The 21,663-nt window shown below is 41.3% G+C and carries 22 protein-coding genes; 10 read left to right on the top strand and 12 right to left on the bottom strand.

What is annotated here, in order from left to right:
• The 4 genes from F2B13_RS05045 to F2B13_RS05060 form a co-directional block, all read right to left on the bottom strand.
• A complete protein-coding gene (locus tag F2B13_RS05045; RefSeq protein ID WP_149276186.1) occupies nucleotides 1–465 on the bottom strand; it encodes a (2Fe-2S)-binding protein in 465 nt (154 codons plus the stop codon).
• A 31-nt stretch (nucleotides 466–496) separates the two neighbouring features.
• Nucleotides 497–949, bottom strand: a complete 453-nt coding sequence (locus tag F2B13_RS05050; RefSeq protein ID WP_149276187.1) for a CoxG family protein — start codon at nucleotides 947–949, stop codon at nucleotides 497–499.
• Between the two features lie 234 nt (nucleotides 950–1,183).
• Entirely contained in the window at nucleotides 1,184–2,356 is a 1,173-nt protein-coding gene (locus tag F2B13_RS05055; protein ID WP_198440081.1) for a vWA domain-containing protein, read from the bottom strand.
• Nucleotides 2,357–2,360: 4 nt separating this feature from the next.
• Nucleotides 2,361–3,254 (bottom strand): AAA family ATPase, encoded by an 894-nt coding sequence (locus tag F2B13_RS05060; protein WP_149303454.1) that lies wholly within the window; start codon nucleotides 3,252–3,254, stop codon nucleotides 2,361–2,363.
• Between the two features lie 351 nt (nucleotides 3,255–3,605).
• Here F2B13_RS05060 and F2B13_RS05065 point away from each other — a divergent pair, with 351 nt between their 5' ends.
• The 5 genes from F2B13_RS05065 to F2B13_RS05085 all read left to right on the top strand — a co-directional run bounded on the left by F2B13_RS05065 (nucleotide 3,606) and on the right by F2B13_RS05085 (nucleotide 9,875).
• On the top strand, nucleotides 3,606–5,171 hold the full coding sequence (locus F2B13_RS05065) for a toll/interleukin-1 receptor domain-containing protein (protein WP_149276190.1): 1,566 nt from the start codon (nucleotides 3,606–3,608) through the stop codon (nucleotides 5,169–5,171).
• The gene (locus F2B13_RS05070; RefSeq protein WP_149303455.1) at nucleotides 5,155–7,479 is read left to right on the top strand and encodes an nSTAND1 domain-containing NTPase; all 2,325 of its coding nucleotides are present in this window, start codon (nucleotides 5,155–5,157) and stop codon (nucleotides 7,477–7,479) included. The genes F2B13_RS05065 and F2B13_RS05070 overlap by 17 nt, the downstream gene beginning before the upstream one ends.
• Nucleotides 7,480–7,768: 289 nt before the next feature.
• The gene (locus F2B13_RS05075; protein WP_149276192.1) at nucleotides 7,769–8,035 is read left to right on the top strand and encodes a hypothetical protein; all 267 of its coding nucleotides are present in this window, start codon (nucleotides 7,769–7,771) and stop codon (nucleotides 8,033–8,035) included.
• A gap of 16 nt (nucleotides 8,036–8,051) precedes the next feature.
• Nucleotides 8,052–8,339, top strand: coding sequence for a hypothetical protein (locus F2B13_RS05080; RefSeq protein WP_149276193.1), 288 nt, complete (start codon nucleotides 8,052–8,054; stop codon nucleotides 8,337–8,339).
• Between the two features lie 594 nt (nucleotides 8,340–8,933).
• Entirely contained in the window at nucleotides 8,934–9,875 is a 942-nt protein-coding gene (locus tag F2B13_RS05085; RefSeq protein WP_149276194.1) for a LysR substrate-binding domain-containing protein, read from the top strand.
• Between the two features lie 27 nt (nucleotides 9,876–9,902).
• On the opposite strand, the gene F2B13_RS05090 is transcribed toward F2B13_RS05085, so the two are convergent.
• Nucleotides 9,903–10,100 (bottom strand): hypothetical protein, encoded by a 198-nt coding sequence (locus tag F2B13_RS05090; protein WP_149276195.1) that lies wholly within the window; start codon nucleotides 10,098–10,100, stop codon nucleotides 9,903–9,905.
• Nucleotides 10,101–10,234: 134 nt separating this feature from the next.
• On the opposite strand from F2B13_RS05090, the gene F2B13_RS05095 reads away from it, so the two are divergent.
• Nucleotides 10,235–11,524 (top strand): D-alanyl-D-alanine carboxypeptidase/D-alanyl-D-alanine-endopeptidase, encoded by a 1,290-nt coding sequence (locus F2B13_RS05095; protein ID WP_149276196.1) that lies wholly within the window; start codon nucleotides 10,235–10,237, stop codon nucleotides 11,522–11,524.
• A gap of 4 nt (nucleotides 11,525–11,528) precedes the next feature.
• On the opposite strand, the gene nudK is transcribed toward F2B13_RS05095, so the two are convergent.
• Genes nudK through F2B13_RS05110 form a run of 3 tightly spaced genes read right to left on the bottom strand, consistent with a single transcriptional unit; the run spans nucleotide 11,529 to nucleotide 14,423 of the window.
• Nucleotides 11,529–12,113, bottom strand: coding sequence for a GDP-mannose pyrophosphatase NudK (gene nudK, locus F2B13_RS05100; RefSeq protein ID WP_149276197.1), 585 nt, complete (start codon nucleotides 12,111–12,113; stop codon nucleotides 11,529–11,531).
• A 12-nt stretch (nucleotides 12,114–12,125) separates the two neighbouring features.
• Nucleotides 12,126–12,719 carry a gluconate 2-dehydrogenase subunit 3 family protein gene (locus tag F2B13_RS05105; RefSeq protein WP_149276198.1) on the bottom strand — a complete coding sequence of 198 codons (594 nt, stop codon included), beginning with the start codon at nucleotides 12,717–12,719 and terminating at the stop codon, nucleotides 12,126–12,128.
• A 3-nt stretch (nucleotides 12,720–12,722) separates the two neighbouring features.
• On the bottom strand, nucleotides 12,723–14,423 hold the full coding sequence (locus tag F2B13_RS05110) for a GMC oxidoreductase (protein WP_149276199.1): 1,701 nt from the start codon (nucleotides 14,421–14,423) through the stop codon (nucleotides 12,723–12,725).
• Between the two features lie 174 nt (nucleotides 14,424–14,597).
• Here F2B13_RS05110 and F2B13_RS05115 point away from each other — a divergent pair, with 174 nt between their 5' ends.
• Nucleotides 14,598–16,169 carry a M81 family metallopeptidase gene (locus F2B13_RS05115; protein ID WP_149303457.1) on the top strand — a complete coding sequence of 524 codons (1,572 nt, stop codon included), beginning with the start codon at nucleotides 14,598–14,600 and terminating at the stop codon, nucleotides 16,167–16,169.
• 16 nt (nucleotides 16,170–16,185) lie between these two features.
• On the opposite strand, the gene F2B13_RS05120 is transcribed toward F2B13_RS05115, so the two are convergent.
• Entirely contained in the window at nucleotides 16,186–16,605 is a 420-nt protein-coding gene (locus F2B13_RS05120; RefSeq protein WP_149276201.1) for a response regulator, read from the bottom strand.
• Nucleotides 16,606–16,805: 200 nt separating this feature from the next.
• On the opposite strand from F2B13_RS05120, the gene F2B13_RS05125 reads away from it, so the two are divergent.
• A complete protein-coding gene (locus F2B13_RS05125; protein ID WP_198439810.1) occupies nucleotides 16,806–18,290 on the top strand; it encodes a DUF5060 domain-containing protein in 1,485 nt (494 codons plus the stop codon).
• Here the strand turns inward: F2B13_RS05125 and F2B13_RS05130 are convergent.
• From F2B13_RS05130 to F2B13_RS05140, 3 genes are all read right to left on the bottom strand, one after another.
• Complete coding sequence (locus F2B13_RS05130) at nucleotides 18,287–18,940, bottom strand: DUF2461 domain-containing protein (RefSeq protein ID WP_149303459.1); 654 nt, start codon at nucleotides 18,938–18,940, stop codon at nucleotides 18,287–18,289. The two genes, F2B13_RS05125 and F2B13_RS05130, sit on opposite strands and share 4 nt — an antisense overlap.
• Before the next feature lie 143 nt (nucleotides 18,941–19,083).
• A complete protein-coding gene (locus tag F2B13_RS05135; protein WP_149276203.1) occupies nucleotides 19,084–19,884 on the bottom strand; it encodes a TIGR00266 family protein in 801 nt (266 codons plus the stop codon).
• An 88-nt stretch (nucleotides 19,885–19,972) separates the two neighbouring features.
• Nucleotides 19,973–20,440: a DUF4442 domain-containing protein gene (locus F2B13_RS05140; RefSeq protein WP_149276204.1), complete on the bottom strand. Its 468-nt coding sequence runs from the start codon at nucleotides 20,438–20,440 to the stop codon at nucleotides 19,973–19,975.
• A 133-nt stretch (nucleotides 20,441–20,573) separates the two neighbouring features.
• Here F2B13_RS05140 and F2B13_RS05145 point away from each other — a divergent pair, with 133 nt between their 5' ends.
• Nucleotides 20,574–21,056 (top strand): DUF4870 domain-containing protein, encoded by a 483-nt coding sequence (locus tag F2B13_RS05145; RefSeq protein WP_149276205.1) that lies wholly within the window; start codon nucleotides 20,574–20,576, stop codon nucleotides 21,054–21,056.
• Between the two features lie 236 nt (nucleotides 21,057–21,292).
• Nucleotides 21,293–21,622 (top strand): PadR family transcriptional regulator, encoded by a 330-nt coding sequence (locus tag F2B13_RS05150; protein ID WP_149276206.1) that lies wholly within the window; start codon nucleotides 21,293–21,295, stop codon nucleotides 21,620–21,622.
• Nucleotides 21,623–21,663: the final 41 nt, after the last annotated feature.

Below are 21,663 nucleotides of genomic sequence, written 5' to 3' on the forward strand. Positions count from 1 at the left end.
CTACTTGTTAATTGTTTCAGCAGCATGCTGAATGGATTTAATAATATTGTGATACCCCGTACATCTACAGAAATTACCCTTTAGCCCATGTCGAATATCTTCTTCCGATGGTTTGGAATTGTGCTTAAGGATATCAGCTGCAACCATTACCATTCCTGGTGTACAAAATCCGCATTGAAGGCCATGTTCCTCCTTAAAGGCGGCCTGAATAGGGTGCATTTCTCCATTTTTGGCCATACCTTCTATAGTGGTTACTTCACTTCCGTTGGCCTGAACGGCCAAAATCGTGCACGACTTTACGGCATCACCGTTCAACGTGACGGTACACGCACCACAGCCACTTGTATCACAGCCGATATGGGTTCCTGTCAAATCCAGATGCTCCCTCAAAAATTGGGTCAAGCTCAACCGGGGTTCGATGTCACGGGTAAATTCTGTCCCGTTTACAGTTAGTGTTATTTCCATACTTGATAGAATTTTGAATTCATATTTTTTTTCAGTTCTTATCCCGTTTTTCGATTTCCTCTTCCATTGACTTGAAAAACTGCTTGGAGAGCGTACTTACTACGCCACTCATAATACGCTGGCCCATACTGGCCAAGGTACCGGACATTTTGGCCTCTCCCGTGTATTGAATATCGGTTTTATCGTCTTCAAGAGGTACCATTTTCATGACAATTTCAGCAATCACATTGCCCATTTTACTTTTTTGATCGATTTCCAGTGTACAGCTTTCGTGTGGAACCTTATCCTTTATGACCAAGTTACCGTTAAAATTCCCTTTTACAGGCCCCACCCTTACCTGGGAGATCGCCTCATACTTGTCCGGACCTTCCTCTTTTAGCTCTTTAATACCCGGAGTGACCTTCTCGAGTACGTTAGGATCCATTACCATTTCCCAAAAAACTGCAGGAGTAACGTTCAAGGTATAATTGCCGTTTATTTTCATACGTTAAGATTAAATTTTTCAAAAGACAGAACCGCAAACCTATAGACACGCGTAGATCATATGAAATAGTAAAACGTGCCTAAAAAATAGTGGAACCTGCCTGTTTGGTTATCAAAATTTAGTTTATGAATATAAAAAATACGATTGAATATTATGACTTTCAACGGTATTTTTTTGTGATATTCTTATATAAGATTATCATTTGTTAAGACATAGATAATTTCGAACCTGATTTTACTGAGGTATGGTGCTATTTCTTCTTCGCTGCACTTGCCAAAGTACTCGCTTCAAGCTTTCAAGATTATGAGCCGAACCCAAAAGATCGATATAGGGAAGGGCGGTTCTCATTCCCAAGGCTTCCGGAGAAAAAGTTGGGCTTCCCGCTAACGGGTTTAACCAAATCACTTTTCTTGATTTCTTGTAAATTATTTGCATCGCATTCTTAATAACTTCAGGTTGCCCAGTATCCCACCCGTCACTTACGATGAACACCATTGTCTTTTTATCTAAATATCGATGTCCGTATTCCGTGACGAAATCCTGCAGACAACTACCAATAGTGGTACCGCCCGACCAATGGGGTACCCTCTCCGAAATCATGTCGAAGGCCTTTTCAAATTCCTGGTTTTCAAGAATATCACTTACTTTATGTAGGGCAGTACTAAAGACTAGGGTCTCTATTTTATCATATGCATTTTGAAAGGCATAGATCAAGTGAACAAAGAATCGGCTATATAGGTCCATCGATTTACTTACATCACACAACAGCACTAATTTGAATTTCTTGTCTTTTAGACGACTATAAACCAAGCGCTGAATATCCCCTCCTTTTCGCATGTTCAACCTAATGGTCCGTTTTAGATCAAGCCTTTTATGTTTATTCGAAGTGATGCGTAAGCGGCTTTTTCGATGTGCCGCTTTTCTTGCAAGCTTTTTCAACAAGCGCATCATCAGGCGAATTTCATCTTCACTCAAGTCGGCAAAATTCTTTTTGGTCAAGACCTCCAAATGACTTAATGAACTGACTTCCTTTTCTTCTTCCGAGGGCTTAAGGTTCAACCAATCTTTAAGGGACTCAAAACGGGCTTCTAACTGTTGTGCCTTAGATTTTTTATCCTTCTTCACCACCTCATCCTTGACTTTGGCATCGGTTGCTTTGGCCAGTTGCTCCCAGAATTCATCATAGAACCCGTCGAACCTTTCAAATTGATACTTGTTTTTTACCAAGATAGCCTTTAGGGCCTGCCTAAAATAATGGGTACTACCTATTGGCAAATAGGTCAGCGCCTTGAGGGCATCGGATTCTTCGGTAACCCCGAGCTGAAAACCACGTCTTCTTAAAAAACGGCATAACAGGGTTATATTGGCCGACAGTTCTGTACGATATCTGATAACAGCTTGAGGCATTGCGTCAACCAATTCTTGATACAACGCCCGTTTTCTCAAGTAGCTCGGAAAGCGCATCTTGAGTATGGCGCATATCTTGCCAGTCTTTGAGTACGACACCCAACGTATCTTCCACCACTTTTTTGTCCAAGTGGGTAAGATGCATGCTTGCGAGAGCTTTGGCCCAATCAAGGGTCTCGGAAATACCAGGGGTCTTTTCCAATTTCAGTTGGCGAAGTTCTTTCATAAACGTACAGATTTGTACTCCCAACTGTTGATCCACTTCCGGCACCTTCGCTCTTACTATGGCCAGTTCCTTTTCAAAATCCGGATAATCGATCCAGATGTACAAACATCTTCTGCGGAGGGCTTCGGAGAGCTCTCTGGTACGGTTACCCGTTAAAATAATTTGAGGCTTATTTTTTGCCTTGATAGTACCAATTTCCGGAATTGTTACTTGCCAATCAGACAATACTTCTAGAAGAAAGCTCTCAAATTCTTCATCTGCCCGATCAATCTCATCAATAAGGAGCACAGGTTTTTGGGCGGCAGTAATGGCCTGAAGTACGGGTCTTTTGAGTAAAAACCGGTCTGAAAAAATAGTTTTTTCAAGCCCTTTGGTATTTTCCCCCTCGGCCTCTTGCATTTTTAAGAAGAGTAGTTGGTGTTGATAGTTCCATTCGTAAAGGGCATGGGTACTATCGAGCCCCTCGTAACACTGTAGGCGTATCAGTTCGGTGTTCAATGCCTTGGCCATAACCTTGGCAACCTCAGTTTTACCGACACCTGCAGGCCCTTCTATCAATAGTGGCTTTTCAAGCTGCATCGCCAAAAATATCGACATGGCGATAGCACCATCGCTAATGTACCCCTGCTTTTCGAGCATTTTTTTTATATCATGTAACTCTTGCGATCTCATAGTATATCCATTAGGGAAATGCTTAAAGTTACTTATAAAAGAGGTAATCTTTACGGAAGCATACATTAAGTCTAGGCATCATAATAAGAAAGTATCGATCTTCTTAAACGGATACCATGAAGTTTTCTATTTTTTGTGGGGAACAATAGTAAGGTAAGGACAGCTCCGAGGACACCTATAAATTATAAAGATGCTTCACTTAGCTTTCTAACCCTACAATTAATTCATTAGCCAGATACTTTTTGCGCTATCATACCCAAATCAAAATAGCGTTTATAGAGTATTAGACTGTCGCGGTGGTTTGTATTGGATATTTCACTAACTTACTAAGGACAAACCAACTTTGAAATCATGCAAACAGCGACCAACTTTGAGATCGATATTTTTATAAGTTATGCGCACAAAGACAATATTAAACAAAACGAAGGGTGGGTAAAAAAGTTTGTCGAATCCCTTCATTTTGATCTTGAACGCTTAACGGGAACCGATATTAATATATGGATCGATGACCGAAAATTGGATGGCAACGAATTTTTTGACCCTAAGATTCAAGAGTCTGTAGATAAAGCGGCCATTATGCTCTGTTTTAATTCTCCGAGCTACCGGGGTTCCGACTGGTGCAAGAAAGAAGTAAGCCTTTTTCACCAAAAATCCTTAAAGGAAGGTTTAGACATGGGCCATAGCTCACGTATCGTGAATGTGCTTCTTTATGATATGCCCATCGAGGATTGGTTGCCCGAATTCGCCGATAGAACAGGATTTCACTTTCATGAAAAAGTAGAAAACAAAGAAGATTGGGTCACCGCCGATCCTTTAGAATTGCATTCCACCGCGTTCAACGAAGAAATGAAAAAGCTTAGAACGGCCCTTTTTAAGCTCATAAAGCAATTTAAAAACCAGTCCGTAGAAAAAGAGGCAACGTCCATAATGGTCGACCTGCCGAGAGACGATGAATTCACCATTTACTTCGCAGATGCCCCAGAATCACTTCTGTCTCTGCGTAAAACGCTTATAAGCAGTCTGCAAAAAAAAGGGTATAAAATAATTTTAAACAGTCAAGACGCCCGAGAGGCCAAAGCCCATGAAGAGGAATGCCACCAAGTGTTGGAACATGCCAATTTGGCCATACATCTCTTAGACCAATACCCAGGACTTGAAATTGAAGGAGATCCGGACAACTGGTATCGGAAAAAACAAGTGGAAGTCGCCCTGAAATCTTCTGTCCCCCAATTGATTTATATGTCTTCCCAAATCGATATCGATAAAATCGAATCGGAACCCTATCGTGTTTTCATACAGTCCCTTGAAAGAGGTACGCCTACCGATGCCTCGGGCAATTCACTAGATAAGAACTATGAATTCATTGTAGACCATAAAAGTGGACTGACTCAAGAGGTACTTAATTTCATAGAAGTACTCATGGAGAAAAAAATGGCCGAAGAGCTTAGTAAAAAAGTGGGAGCGCACGACGAATTGGATATTTTACTTGACTACAATGTAGAGGATAAGTCCTACGCCATGGAATTGCAGAAGTCATTTGACAAGTACAAATTTGTAACCCATTATGCCCCATTGGGCCAAGACCCCGAAAAAAATCAAAAAATATTACAAAGACGGATGGACGAGGTTAAAAAACTCGTTTTTATCTATGGAAAATCTTCGCGCGATTGGGTACAATCGAGAATTAATACCGTTGCCAACAAGCTTCTTTGGAACGACAGCCCCATTGAAGACATTTATATCTATGCCGCTCCCCCAGACAAGGCATCCAACGATGATCTAATGCTAAAGGTCAAAAATATCAATGGTGTTCCCGTTAACATTATCGATTATAGTAAACATGAGGTATTAGATACTAATTTATTGGAACAATTCATTAGCAATATAAAGGGGGAATCAAATGCCAAACAAAACTAATCCGTATGTAGGTCTAAGGCCTTACCATACGGATGAAAATTCGTTCTTTTTTGGACGAGAAACACAAACCTTAGAACTACTTCAACGACTTTATCATCACAAATTTGTGGCCGTAATCGGAAGTTCTGGATGCGGAAAATCTTCATTATTGCGAGCGGGGCTTATTCCAGCCCTCAAAGGAGGCTTTCTTGTCGAAGACAGTAATCGGTGGATCATTGCCATCATGAAACCAGGTGAATCACCCTTGTATAACCTTGCTGAAGCACTTCTAAAAGAGATTGATAAAAAGCCCAAAAAGAATGATGTTCAGCAATTTGTGACTCAAATCGAAGAAGAAGGTATCGATGCAATTCTTGAACGAATACGTCCGCTTAGGGAAAAAGATAATTTCAACTTCTTCCTCTTGGTAGACCAATTTGAAGAATTATTTGCCTTTGCCAAGAAAAAGCCGGAAGACGGTGAGAAAACTAGGGCCGATAGTATGAACGAATCCATAACATTGGTCAATATTCTTCTTGAACTTTCACAGCAGAATTTGATTCCCTTTTATATAGTTTTCACCATGCGCTCTGACTTTATAGGAGACTGTGCCGAATATCATGGTCTGCCCGAGGCTATGAACAAAAGTCAATATCTTGTGCCCAGGCTCTCCCGCCAAGAATTGAAGAAAGTCATTGAAGGTCCGGCCCGGTTATCCGGTAAAAAGTTCAATTCTGCGTTAACGTCAAAACTCACTAATAACCTGGGAGATGTACAAGATGAGCTTCCCATATTGCAGCATATACTGATGCGCATGTGGGAATATGATGAACATCAAGACGAGGCCAATAAAGATGTAATCGGTTTTGAAGATTATGAAGCTGTGGGCGGTATCGAAAAAGCACTTTCCCGACATGCCCAAGAAGCGCTTGAAAATTTATCTTCCAATGAAAAAAAAATTGCCAAAACCTTATTTAAAGCATTAACCAAGATTGATGAAAACAATCGTAAAATAAGAAGACAGGTACGATTAAGTAAACTTGTGGTATTGACCGAAGCCTCGGAAGAAAAAGTGCTAGATGTAATCAATAGCTTTAACGCAGGGGGACGTTCTTTTCTAGTCATCGAAAGTATTGGCGATAGTGATGACAAACTTATCGATATTTCGCATGAAAGCCTGATCCGGCAATGGCGAACATTGCGCGAGCTCGTGGTAGAAGAAGCACGTAATGCCAAACAATATAAGGCCCTATCTGTTAAAGAACGACAATACAAAGCGGGGGAAAGAGCCTTATTGACCGGTATTGAATATGAGAGAACGGAAGAGTGGTGGAACAATTTTACACCCAATAAGGCCTGGGCTTCCCAATACGATACCAATTATGAAAACTGTACCGAGTTTATTAAGGAAAGTAAAAGACAGTATACGATAAATAAAAAAAGGAAAAAATTCAGAACCAAAGTACTCCCTCGAATTATCATAGCAGCGGTGGTAGCTGCAGTTATAGCCGCAGGTTTGTTTTATGTTAAATCACAACAAAAAGAGCTTCAAGATGAATTGGAGCGAAAATTGACCAGCCTTAAGGAAAAGGCCAAACAAGAAAATACCATGGCCGCCTATTCGGACTATTTAGGAGTTTTAACCGATAAGGATAAGGATCTAAAGAAAGAAATAGATTCCATTTTGAACAAAAAAAATGATTCACTGTGGGAGCGAGCCAAAAGATTCAATACTGTTGAGGAATATAATAATTACTTAGAGACAGTTACAGCTTCTGTCGATGAAGAGCAAACCCCCCCTAAAATTATTTATTTTGACGTTGCCAAGGATAATGCGACGAATGCACAGAAAATCATAGAAAATTTAGAGAAACAATTAATTGGGAATAACGTTGGTCCGCCAAAGGATAATGAGTGGGATATTGCCCAAAAAGGCAACACGGTGAACGATTACATCAACTATATGGAATCGAATACGGCACATTATGATGCAGCCTTAAAAAAATTGAATAGCATTGGTTCTAAAGGCTGGCTATTTGTTGGTAGGACCTTGGGTGAGAATAAGGATAATTTGGTTTTAGATAAGGTCTTTGATATAATTGCCAGAAAAGATTCAACTGACAAGATGGAACCGAATGCCATGCTGAAAAAAGGCGACATAGTACAATTGAGAGGTAAGGCCCACCGTAAAATTCGCAAGACGACGAGTTCCAATTCCCAGGATGTCGGGCTAGTACGCGATAACACCAAGTACTATGTAAACGAGGTTGAAATAATGGGAAGCGATGATAATCAAGAAAGAGCTGTTTTCGTTGAAATCATTTTTTGATTTCAACTAGGTCCATGCTCATCTTTTTTAAGTGGCAAATACACATGCTGTACCCCTAACCCATTGAGTTCTTGAAATCGGAGATCAATTTATTTTCAAGGTGTCCTAATTCTAAAGTTCTCCACTAATCTATTCGAATTAATTACAAGGGATACATCACTCCCAAATAGATCTCCTCCTGCACAAAAAACTTTTAATAAAATTTTAACGACTTGCTGGCGTAATTTTTTAAATCAAGTTGTTCTCTATACAAAAGCATTGATTTTTCAAGCTTAAAATTTATGCGAGTATGGAGCGTAAAAAATTTTTAACGCCTATTAGTTCTGGAGCGGCTTTTGCTTTGACCCTTTGTTGTTTCAACAGCTGTTTACGGGAAGAGATAAATCTCATCGATCCATCAGACCTAAACGGCAATACCGAAACCTTAAATCAAGGGGGAAACAATTCCCAAACGGTTTCCAACCCGGATACTGCCGCCCTATCCACAAAAATTCTATTCACCATTGACCTCACCTCGTCGGAAGCCTCAAAACTGGCAAGAAAATGTTTGGAGTAATCCAAGGGTATTTGAGATGTTAAAGAACGAGTTCGTGCTGATTTCCTTGTATATCGATGATAGAAGAGTACTTGAAGAAAATGAAAAATTCAACTTTAAGGTGAAGGAAAATCAACTAAAAGCAATTAATACTATTGGCGAAAAATGGGCCACTTTTCAACACGTCAATTTTGAAACCGCCTCGCAACCGTACTACGTAACAATGAGTCCAAATTTGGAATTATTGAATGCGCCTAAACAGTATACTGGAATTCAGCCTTATTATCAATGGCTACAGGAAAGTCTTGACCAAAATGCCAACTAGCCGTGCACCTCGTCTAAAAAAGTTGAAATTCAACGTTTTTGAACAATTAAATTAGAAGAACCAAGGTTTAAAGATTTTAATCATGCGTAATTTCAAATACTTAGCCATGAAAGTTTGTAAGACCTTTTTCTATATTTTAATCGGGATTGTCACTTTTATTCCTTTCGTCGTCGCATTGTATTGGGTCTCGAAGCAACCAACCTCTTAGGCCATCGGGCCAAATGCTTCAAATAAACTATTTTTAGCAATCTTGACGCTTTGTTTTCTTTATACCTGTAATCCCGTAAAAAACGTTTGAGCACGACTCGACATAGCCGATGGATCATTACACCAGACCTAGATCTGATATGTTGTGCATTCAATGCCCATAAATACGGTCGGTATGTTGTTGTAGTTGCTTGAGACCAATGAATTTCTACCTCAGCGTATTTTTAATACGCTACCTAAGCTAGGCCATATTGTCATTTAACCTGATATTATCTATATATTTTGTTTTTAAATCTTGTTACAATATCAATTTAATAAATATTGAAGATCCTTTTTAATAAATTTTATTGATAGTTTTTATATTTTTACGGGTCTGATTTCTATGCCATGACCATTACTCAATTACAATATGTGCTTGCCGTCGCCGAGTATCAAAATTTCACGTTGGCCGCCGAAAAAAGTTTCGTTACACAGCCCACGCTCAGTATGCAGGTTCAAAAATTGGAAGATGAACTCGATATCTTGATTTTTGACCGTGGAAAGAAGCCTATATCGATTACAGAGGTAGGAAAAAAGATTGTGGCCCAAGCCAAAAACATCGTAAACGAGGCGAATAGGATCAAAGATATCGTCGATCAGGAAAAGGGGTATATCGGGGGCGAGTATGCGCTAGGGATCATCCCAACCGTAATGCCTACCCTATTGCCGATGTTCTTAAAGACATTCATCAAGAAGTATCCCAAGGTGAATCTCATCATCAAAGAACAAAGTACGGAAAACCTTATACGCAACATACAAGACGGTCACCTTGATGCGGCCATTGCGGCCACTCCATTGAAAATAGAGTTTATTAAAGAAAGGCCTTTGTACTATGAGCCCTTTGTCGGTTATGTTCCAAAAAGCCATAGATTGGGAAATGCCTCAAATCTTAGACCCGAAGACTTGGATATCAACGACGTGCTTTTGTTGCAAGATGGACATTGTTTTAGAGACGGTGTTATTAATCTATGCAAAACTCCAAGAAATTTCCAAGAAGAACATTTTCAATTGGAAAGTGGTAGCTTCGAAACCCTCGTTAATTTAGCTGATGAAAATTTAGGAATGACCCTTCTGCCTTTTCTAAATACATTAGAGTTAGATGATGAAAAAAGGAAGAACTTGAAATATTTTGAAAATCCTCCTCCTGCTAGGGAAGTCAGTTTAATTTACCACAAGAGTGAACTTAAAATCCAAATAACAGAGGCGTTACGTGATGTAATAGCGAGTATCGTCAGAGGTGCTATAGCCTTTCAAGACGTCAAGATCATCAGCCCCTTGAGCAAAAATTAAAAAAACCCTCCGATCGGAGGGTTTTTATTATCTTTTTAAATAAATTAAACTTTGTTGAAGTTCTGGTTTATCAGTAGTAAATTGCTCTAACCAGAGTTTAAGTTCCTCGATTTCTTCGGGGAGTAATCTTGAAACCGCTTTTTTCAGTTCTTTTAAAAACAATTTTGTGTCAAAACTAACTTTTTTTAGCACTGTTTTAGAGTACTCAAGCATAGCTCTTGCCATATTTCAAAATGTTAAATTAATTAGTTGTTAGGAGTAAAAACTCCTTCTAAAGTTAAACTATTACGACTATATTTTATTGCGAAACGCCTGTTAAAAGTTAGCTAAATTCTTGTTAAACCCTTTGTTTTGAGCCGATGAGAAGCCTCTCTATAATATTCAACCCCTTAATAACTTGTAGTTTAATTGCGTTCTTCTTTTTGGGGTGTGCCTCTACGACCAGGGCCTTAAGAAAAAGTACCGATGAAATTGTGACATCGCCCTTCTACCAAAACCAGTTCACCGGTTTTATGCTGTATGATCCGGTAGCCCGCGATACCTTATACAATCTAAACGGTTCTAGATATTTCACGCCCGCTAGCAATACCAAGATATTCACCCTATACTCGGCCCTACAGCTTCTCCCAGACCGCATACCCTCCTTAAAGTATGTATTAGAAAATGACACTTTGTATATCGAAGGTACGGGAGACCCGACCTTGCTACATCCATATTTTCAAGATAGTACCGCCATTAAATTCCTGCAAAATCATAAAGATATTGCCCTCTACCTGAACAATTTCGAAGATGCTAAATTAGGGCCAGGATGGTCTTGGGGCGACTACCAGTACTACTATCAACCTGAAAGAGGCCCACTACCTCTTTATGGGAATGTCGTAACTATTTCGAATACAGATTCCCTAAGAGTCACCCCCTTCTATTTTAAGGATAGCGTTATCTCCATAAACTACTCGAAGAATAGAAACCTTGAAAGTAATACCTTCTACTATGCGCTTTCTAGAAACGACACGACCGAAATACCATATAGAACGGACTCGGCCTTGACAAAGACCTTATTAGAATCGTTGCTCGGCAAAGAAATCTCTCTGACTCCAAAAATGCCAAAATCCGAAAAAAATATTGTGTATGGTATTGCTTCGGATTCCGTGTATAAGCGGATGATGCACGAAAGCGACAATTTTTTAGCGGAACAGCTCCTATTCCTTGCCTCATCTACCCTTTTGGATACCTTGAATAGCAATGCTGTACGTGAATACATGATCGAGAATCAGCTTTCCGATCTAAAGCAACCGCCCAGATGGGTCGATGGTTCAGGGCTGTCAAGATATAACCTGTTCAGCCCGGCATCAATTGTGCAAGTATTGGATAAGCTATATCAAAACACGTCAAGGGAACGATTGTTTACCTTTTTCCCGGCAGGTGGGGTATCTGGCACTTTGGAAGATTGGTATGCAGGGAATCCGGACCCTTATATTTATGCCAAGACCGGAAGCCTCAGCAATAACCATTGTCTTAGTGGATATTTGATCACCAAATCGGGGAAAACCCTAATCTTTAGTTTCATGAACAATCACTTCAGAGAGTCGTCATCTGAAGTAAAAAAAAGAATGCAACTCGTACTAGAACAGATCAGGGATACGTATTAGCAAATTATTCCAATAATTTATGAAGAGCGGCATATTGCAACAGGAGAATGGTTTTGGCATCTTTAATCTCGCCCGTACGTATCATTTCCAAGGCTTTTTTAAAAGGATATTCCAACACCTCGATATTTTCGGTCTCATCGGCGGCACCGCCGCCTTCCCCAACTTTCATTTTTGGTTCATAGGCAGCGACAAAATAATACAGTATTTCGGTCACCGAACCTGGTGACATATAGGATTCAAAAACTTTTTCCACCTCGTCTATACGATAGCCGGTTTCTTCTTCAACTTCTTTTTTTATGCAATCTTTCGGATGATCACCATCAAGGAGTCCAGCACATACTTCCACCATCATGCCGTCTTCGTTACCGTTCACATATGTGGGCATACGAAACTGCTTGGTCAATACCACCGTACCCTTTTTTTTATTGAACAGTAAAATGGCCGCCCCATTTCCGCGGTCGTAGGCCTCGCGTTCCTGTATTTCCCATGAGCCGTCGTCTTTTTGGTACTCATAGGTAAATTTGTTCAAAGTGTACCAATTATCGGAAAGCACTTCTTTTTTAATGTTTTTAATTCTATGGTTCCGCATTAAAATAATAGATTACAAACTCCAGCGGTTTCCCACTTCGGAAATCGGCTTGCATGGTTCAAAACCACCAGGAATAGGGTCATAACTAAGTACTTTTTCTCCCATTTCTTCGGAGGTGAAATAGGCCCAAATTGCCATTGCCTTCATGGCCCGATAAAAGCCTATAGGTTCTTGATCACCAACCGAGGTACCCCAAACCCCGGGATTGAACTTTGCCGAATTCGCTTCCTGGCTTTTCAATACTTCGACCCTTTCGGTTTCGCCTAAATTGATAAAATCATCACCATAGTCTTTCTTACACTCGGCATTAAAAACGGCAATCCGATTTCGCATAGCTTCTTGACCTTCTTTATCATAAGTATGGGCGATTACCTTATCGATAAACATATCGACCTTAACGTCCAAGGCTCCAGGGGTATCGGTACGCGGAAGTATCATATCGACCAAAGCAGAAATAGTTTTAGCTTCCTTTTCTTTAAAAAACTGCGGCCGCCAATCTGATCGGGTTTCGTTCTTACATGATTGCAATAGCGATAAAAAAGAAGGCATACATACGGTGGCACCCGCCAAAAACCCCGCTTGTTTGAGCGCTTTTCTCCTGTTCATGGTTTAAATATTTCGTTTTTTCATTTCAGATACGGCGTAATTGGCAGCCCTAGCTGTTAGGGCCATATAAGTCAGGGAAGGATTAACACATGAAGATGAAGTCATACAGGCTCCATCGGTCACAAAAACATTTTTTGCACTGTGCACTTGATTGAATCCGTTCAATACGGAAGTTTTAGGGTCACGGCCCATACGTGCCGTTCCCATTTCATGCACACCGTATCCAGGTGGATGTTCATTGTCAAAACCTAACACGTCTTGTAGTCCTGCTTTTTCAAGCATCTCCACGGCATCATTCTGAATTTGGTTATTCAATGCTTTCTCATTTTCCTTGAACTCGGCGTCGATAGACAAGGTGGGTTGTCCCCATTTGTCGGTTACGTCTTTATTGAGGTACACTTTGTTCTCATGGTAGGGCAAACATTCGGCAAAACCGGTAATGAAAAATTCCCAAGGACCGGGTTTTAAAATGCCATCTTTGAAATCGGCACCGAACGACTCTATATTCGCCGGATTACCGCCCCTAAAACCTCCTCCCTGATAACCGAAGCCACGTAAGAACTTATCGGATCGGGTCTTTTCATCGATATTCACATAGCGGGGAATATAAATGCCATTGGGCCTTCTCCCTTTATAATATTTATCTTCAAAACCGTTGACTTTCCCCGTGGCCCCTACCCTATAGGTGTGATCCATTAAATTATGACCCAATACCCCACTATCGTTGCCCAAGCCGTTCTCGAACCGATTGGAAACTGAATTCATAAGTATTTGGGTCGTACTGAGGGTTGAGGCGTTCACGAAAACGATTTTAGCCGAATATTCAATATCCTCATTCGTTTCTGCATCGATGATACGTACCCCGGTTACTTTTTCTTTGGTGTCGTCATAAATAACGGACTGTACAATGGAAAAAGGTCTGATGGTAAGGTTACCTGTAGCATTTGCCGGTGGCAAGGTGACTGCATTACTGCTAAAATAAGCTCCGTAAGGACAACCCCTACTGCACCTGTTTCGATATTGACATTGGCCCCTACCGTTGTGTGGCTGTGTTAAGTGGGCCACGCGACCAATAATCATATGCCTTCCGGGAAAGTCTTTTTCAATTCTACCCTTCACATGCTTTTCTACACAATTAAGCGCCATGGGCGGCAAAAAATGGCTATCCGGTAGTTGTGGTAGCCCCAGGGGCTCTCCACTTATACCTGCGAATTTTTCAACATAAGTGTACCACGGTTCGATATCCTTATAGCGAATGGGCCAGTCAACACCATGACCGTCCTTTGCATTGGCCTCAAAATCAAGGTCACTCCATCGATACGTTTGCTTCCCCCAAAGCAAAGACTTACCGCCCATTTGGTGGCCCCGTAGCCAAAGAAAAGGCTTGACCTCGGTGTAGGGATTGGCCGCATCATCCGCCCAAAAATGTTCGGTATCTGCACCGACCCAACCCGACCTAATATTCTTGTAATGTTTCTTCTTCTGTTCTGGGGTCAAACCTCCACGATATTCCATGTCCCACGGGTCAAGGTGCATTGTGGGATAGTCTTTTACATGCTCTACAATCGGGCCACGCTCAAGCACCAACGTTCTAAGTCCTTTTTCACATAGTTCTTTGGCGGCCCATCCCCCACTGATACCCGATCCGATTACTATGGCATCGTAGGTCATGTCTTTTTTTGCATCGATGTTATAATTGGCCATAAATTCCGCTATAATTATCCTTCGAAGATAGGGATTATTCAATCAGGCGACAAAAAATTACGATTATCCTAAAAGGTTAGCAGTCTGTTTTCCAGACCGGGATACTGCTATCGAAAATTTGTAACTTACTCCATATGTTAATCGAATATTAATACTTCTAAATCGGCCTCTATTTTGAAAAAATCAATTTTGTTCCTTAACTGCATCTTTCTCTTAATCAGCGGTTGCAACTCAAAGAAAGAGAAAAATGACGTGACAAATAACCTTCCCCGAATTGCAATTGCCGGCCTAGGTATTGAGTCGAGTACCTTTTCACCTGCAAAGACCCAAGAAGAAGCATTTCATGCCAGAATCGGCGATTCGATTTTTACCCGCTATCCTTTTTTTGCTGATAGCTCAACCATCCGAAAACGGGCAGAATGGGTGCCTACACTATTGGGCAAATCATTACCAGGGGGAATCGTTACCCGAGAAGCGTATGAGTCTTTGGTCGGGAAAACCCTCACCATGTTAAAAAATAGTGGCCCCTACGACGGCCTTTTCTTTGATATTCATGGAGCCATGAGCGTAGAGGGCTTAGAGGACGCCGAGGGGGATCTTATCAAACGTATTCGAGAGGTAATCGGACCCGATGTACTTGTATCTACATCGATGGACTTGCACGGCAATGTCTCCGAACGTTTAGCTCGACATTCCGACCTTATTACATGCTACAGGATGGCACCGCACGAAGACGCTTTGGAATCGAAGGAAAGGGCAATTACCAACCTATTGGACCGGCTGGAAAGCGGGAAGGGAAAGCCTGCCTATAAAGTACGTATACCAGTACCTATTCTACTACCAGGAGAAAAAACAAGTACGCGTATTGAGCCAGGTAAAAGCCTCTACGCCAAAGTTCCGGATGTGGCCGATCAAGAAGGCATAGTAGATGCGGCCATTTGGATCGGCTATGCATGGGCCGATGAACCCCGTAACCATGGGGTAGTAATGGTAACCGGCGATGACAAAGATAAAGTAGTTGCGGGAGCGGAGAAGTTGGCACAGGCCTTTTGGGATGTTCGTAACGAATTTGAGTTTGTCGCCCCGGTAGCAACCTTGGAAGAAAGCTTGGCCATGGCTTTGAAAAGCGATAAAAAACCTTATATGATTAGTGATATGGGCGATAACCCGACCGCTGGGGGTGCAGGGGATGTTACTTGGACGTTGAGGGAGCTCTTAGCACGGCCCGAGTTCAAATCGGAAAACGGACCTTCGCTGATTTACGCGTCGATTCCCGGTCCTGAACTGATCAAAGAAGCCCTAAAACTTGGTATAGGCGAGAAGGTTTCTGCCACGGTCGGCGCAGCGGTAGACCATCGATTCGCCCCTCCTTTAGAGCTTACCGGAACTATTACCGCCATTCATGAAGGGGACCGTGATGCAGAAGTAGAAGTCGTCGTTAAAACGGGAAGCATCCACGTCATCGTAACCCAAAAAAGAAAGCCTTATCATCAAGAAAGCGATTTTACCGATTTGGGACTGCAACCTAGGGAAACGGATATCGTTGTAGTTAAAATAGGATATTTGGTTCCGGAATTGTATGATATGCGAGGGGACTGGATAATGGCCTTGACACCAGGTGGTGTAGACCAAGATTTAGAGCGCCTGGGATACAAAAATATTAAAAGACCGATGTTTCCTTTAGATAAAAACATGGAGGAACCCGACCTCAAAGCCCAATTAGTACCCGCATCCGACGAATTATAATATTCTGGGCACAGCACTAGTGGGGTTCGACCTGAAAAATCTTTTCAATATTATATTTTGAGACCGGCTTTTCAAAATATCCTTGTATTGCGGGATGTTCTTTCGCTCTCTGCAGATCTTTGGAACTTGTAAAAGCCGACAAAATGTATATGGCCGTTTTGCTCGATTTACTCGATATGGTTTTCAATTCGTCTAAAAAATCCCAACCGCTCATATTGGGCATGACAAGATCCAACAAAATAATGTCCGGTAACCTTTTACCGTCCTGAATACAATCGGAATACACCTTTAGGGCTACCTCACCACTATCAAAATCAACCACTCTGCATTTAGGATTACCCTGTTCGATGCCGTATCGGGCCGCGAACAAGGAAACGAGATCATCATCTATTATCCATACCAATGGCTTATCGGCCAGTTGCGAGTTAGGATTCATTTCCCCTTAGTTTAGTTGTATCGGTTACTCAAGTGTCGTAAATCTAGTATTTATGCCGAATTAAAGCAAATAGTTGCCGTAAAACTATGGAATACATATCTAAGTACAGGATTGTAATTATATCTTGTTTGGTTATTTATATTACATTTAGGCAAAACCGAATTACAGTTTGTCAAATGGCTAACAACTCTTCAAGTATAATGAAAAGAATCTATCTAATACTCTGTCTACTTTTATCGATGCATACCTATGCGACCGAAAAATGGGAAATCTTTGAATTATCCATGAAAGGGCCCAAAGTTGAAAATCCCTTTACGGATATTAATGTACGCGCAGAGTTCAAATATAAGAATTACTCGTATTATGTAGACGGTTTTTATGATGGGAACCAAACATATAAAATCAGGTTTATGCCTCTATTCGAGGGGGAGTGGAATTATAGCGTTCACAGTGATAGCCCTGCAATTAAATCTTATACAGGTACCTTTACGTGCACCCCGCCCAAGGCGGACAACCATGGGCCAGTATCTGTTCGCGACACCTTCCACTTTGTGTATGCTGACGGACGCCCCTACTACCCTATTGGCACAACGGCCTATGCTTGGGTTCATCAGGAAAAAAAATTGATTCAAGAGACCCTTGAAACATTAGGGAACCATACGTTTAATAAAATACGTATGACCGTCATGCCGAAATATTATGGCCGTTACGTCTCAAACGAACCGCCACATTATCCTTATGAAGGCTCCCAAGATTCAGGTTGGGACCGTAAAAGGTTTAATGTAGAATTTTTTCAACACTTGGAAAAACAGGTCGACGCTCTAAAAGACTTAAATATCGAGGCCGACATCATTCTTTTCCATCCTTATGACAAGTGGGGATTTGATGAGGGAAGCATTGAAGAGAATAGATTCTATCTCAAATATCTGGTGGCAAGGTTGGCAGCCTATCGCAATGTCTGGTGGAGCATGGCCAATGAATACGATATTATGAACAAACCTGATTCGGAGTGGAAATCATATTTTGAACAACTTTTGTTATCAGACCCTTATAGCCACTTAAAATCCATTCATAATGGTAAAGGATGGTACAACCACTCACTCCCATGGATTACCCATTTAAGTGTTCAAACTCCTTTTTTGGAAAAAACCCAGCAATGGCGAGAGACCTATCATAAACCTGTCATCAATGATGAGTTCGTGTACGAGGGCAATGTTCCTTTCGATTGGGGCAACCTGACCGCAGAAGAGACCGTAAACCGTTTTTGGACGATGTACTGCCGCGGTGGATATGCCTCTCATGGGGAAACCTACAGGCATCCGGAAAATATATTATGGTGGGCAAAAGGGGGCAAGCTCTATGGAAAAAGCCCTGATCGTTTGGCTTTTTTACATAAAATTATGCGAGAGGCACCGAGACATGGGCTACAACCGATTCATACCGCTTGGAACAAAGAGACCTATCTCTTTAAAAATGATTCGTACTTTCTGTATTACTATGGAAATAGCCAGCAGGCCTCTGCCCTGCTCAAACTATCGGAAGACAAGAACTATACGTTAGAAATTATCGATGCATGGAATATGACCATAGAGGAGCTTCCTGAAGTATATCATGGTGTAACCGAGATTGAACTCCCCCAAAGACCCTATATAGCGGTGAGGGCCCGATCAATTTCATCTCATTAAACGGTGATCGCCCTGTTCAGATATTTTCGAAAAGGCAACATTTCTTGATAAACTTCGATGACCTTGTCCTCAAAATGGTCTTGTAGAACTTCTTTTGTAGCAAAAGAATGGACGACGGCAAAAGTCTTATTTCGCAATAAATCGATATGCGGGTGGTCATTCGAAAAACCTTTTGGTGACTTTACCAACTTGGTATCCTCGTAAAGTCCGCCGAATACTTTCTTAAATGATGTTTTTTCCAAGATTTCTTGGAGTTCTTCCCCATTATAGTCGATGGCCTCGCGGATACTCCTAAGGCGTTTGGCTTCCGGTCTCCAAAAGCCCCCGGCCAATAACGAACGTTCTATACCTATTTCAATATAAAAATCGCCCGTTCCGGGGCGCTTGTCCAAACCAGAGCCAAAGTGGTCTTTATAGATGGGCTTTTCGGGATGGAACATAAGGTTATTATTGATTCTGTTGATTCCCTTCCTCCCCGGCGTATCGTAATAATCAGGGTCGATCAACCCCATTTTTACGTTCATATGATCGAGCCAACCAATAAAATCGTTTCGTACCTCTTTGTACCAGTTGCGGTGGCTGTCCATCCATTCCTTGGAATTGTTCTTGTTGAGTTCCTCTAAAAAGTGAATTAAATTTTTGAAATCCATGGGTCGAAAGTACGGTATAGCATCCGGAAATTACAAATTAGTCGAGGTAAAAATATGATCCGAGCAACTAAGTTCCCCGCTATACTGTCAAAACCCAAATAGGTTCTGCCCCACTGGCCAGCGGCCATGGTCCGTATTTGAAGTTAAAAGCGATTGTCGCCATCTAGTAAATCGCCCAACCCCCCAAGAATACTGCCCTCACCTTTGTCTTTGCCCCCTCCTTTTGGGGCAGCGGCCCATACTCTACCGGCCAGTCTACTGAAGGGCAAGGATTGAATGTAGACCGTTCCTGGTCCTGTTAATTTGGCAAAGAAAAGTCCTTCACCCCCAAATATTGTATTTCTGATACCTCCGATAAACTCAATATCGTAATCGACCGTTTGGGAAAAACCTACGATACAGCCCGTATCTACCCGTAGCACTTCTCCGGCGCTCAAGACTTTTTTGGCCAAAGTACCCCCAGCATGTACGAAGGCCATTCCATCACCTTCAAGTTTTTGCATGATAAAGCCTTCTCCTCCGAAGAAACCCCTACCCAACCGTTTTGAAAATTCGATTCCTACTGAAACACCTTGGGCAGCGCATAGAAACGCATCTTTTTGACAAATAAACTTTCCGTTTTTTTCTGAAAGATCGATGGGTACTATTTTGCCAGGATAGGGAGAGGCAAAACTGACTAACTTTTTACCTTGGCCAACGTTTAAAAAAGCGGTCATAAAAAGGCTTTCGCCCGTCAAGATTCTTTTGCCTGCCGAAAAAATCTTGCCCAATACGCTATTATCCTGATTCGAGCCGTCGCCAAAAATGGTATTCATTTGAATGTCTGTATCCATCATCATAAAACTGCCGGCTTCGGCTATTACAGCCTCCTGTGGATCGAGCTCAATCTCGACGTATTGCATTTCTTCTCCGTAAATTTGGTAATCTATTTCGTGTGCATTCATGATTTTTGATACGTTTTATGACTATTAGTGCATGGGTATAGACAAAATGTTACAGTATTGACCCAAAATTTATGAGGTAAAGCATCAATCAAGTTACCTGTCCTTCTTTTACCTTAATGGTCCACTCAAAATCAAAGGTCGAAACAACAACTCCTTCTTCATTAACCCCGGTCGACTTCATCCATAAGGTCTGCCCCTCGCCAGTTTTTAGTGTACGATCTATGGCCCCTTGAATCAAATATCCATCTTCACAGGTAAAGGTTATTTTACCGGTCGCCTTTTTGGAAAAAGTAGCCTTATTATTGGCCACAAGCATCGAAATTTTCTTGCCGCTCTGTCGAATCTGGGTAATCACCATAGCCCCTGTACTAAGTTCGGCGGCCATACCCTGTACTGCCCAGAACATAGATTTAAACGGATTTTGATTGAACCATCGATGTCGTACGGTCGTAATAGCCTTCTCTTCATCGAGATGTTTTAGACGAACACCGCACCACCAAGCAGCGGGCAGTTTGAAGAATAAAAAGGTATTGAATTCACCAGTATTTACAGTCATCAGCGTAGCTTTTCAAGCTAAAAGTAGAGAAAATATTCGAAGCTACGATTGTTAAATAAAAGTTAATATTTAGTACTTTGTTTTGCATAGTACCTTTTTTTAGACATATATTTGCATAAGAAATTACTAAGCGATGGAAAGTACATTGACCAAACACGAAAGAAATTTATCGGCATTGATACATGCCTCTACCTTTTCTAAGTTTTTCATTCCCTTTGGAAATTTTATCATTCCATTGGTGCTTTGGACCGCCAATAAGAAAGCTTATGATTATGTAGACCACAATGGAAAGCAGGCCTTGAACTTTCAAATTAGTATGCTGCTCTATTCCATTGTTTTAGGGGCTATAAGCATTCCTTTTTTTATCGGTTTTTTCCCTGACATATTCAACCTTGACTTTTTCGGTTTTGACCGGTTAAACAGTTACAACAACCTCGATTTTCATTTCGACAGCGATAATTTTATGTTCGGCACGTGGTTGTTACCTCTTGGAATTGCAGGATTGGCGCAAGGTGCCCTTTTTGTTGTCAACATAGTGTATACCATTTTGGCAACTCTTAGAACCAACGAAGGACAATTATTCAAATATCCCCTAACCATCAAATTTATAAAGTAAACGGGTACTCATCACACCCGAAAGCAAGGAGTTTAACCATCAATCAATTATGGAGTTTAATCATCAATCAAATCACCTTATGCCGAATGTCATTCGGGTTCCATTCCTTTTAAATAGGCATTCAGTAGACATTCGGCAAAAGAAAAACGAACAGTCAAATCATGCAGAAAACGGTTTCAACAGAACAACGCTTTCCCCCGAAGTCGGTGGAACTGCATAAAAAGCAAAAAGAAATTATGAATGTAGAAAACACTAAAGCCCAGATGCGCAAGGGGGTTCTCGAATATTGCATTCTTTCGATTCTCAACGGAAAAGACAAGTATGCCTCTGAAATTCTTGAGACCCTGAAAGACGCTAAAATGCTAGTCGTAGAGGGTACGATATATCCACTACTGACTCGTTTAAAGAATGCTGGTCTGCTCAGCTATCGCTGGGAGGAATCGACTTCAGGTCCCCCAAGAAAGTATTATGCCCTAACCGAAACCGGTAAACTTTTCTTAAAGGAATTGGATAGTACTTGGGACGAACTGAGAACCGCAACGAACATTGTAACCAAAAACGACTAACCCTGAAACGAACACCCCAAGAAATATTTGGGACAAAACAG

The organism is Pareuzebyella sediminis (assembly GCF_008367235.1).
In the GTDB taxonomy this organism is placed as follows: Bacteria; Bacteroidota; Bacteroidia; order Flavobacteriales; family Flavobacteriaceae; genus Pareuzebyella; species Pareuzebyella sediminis.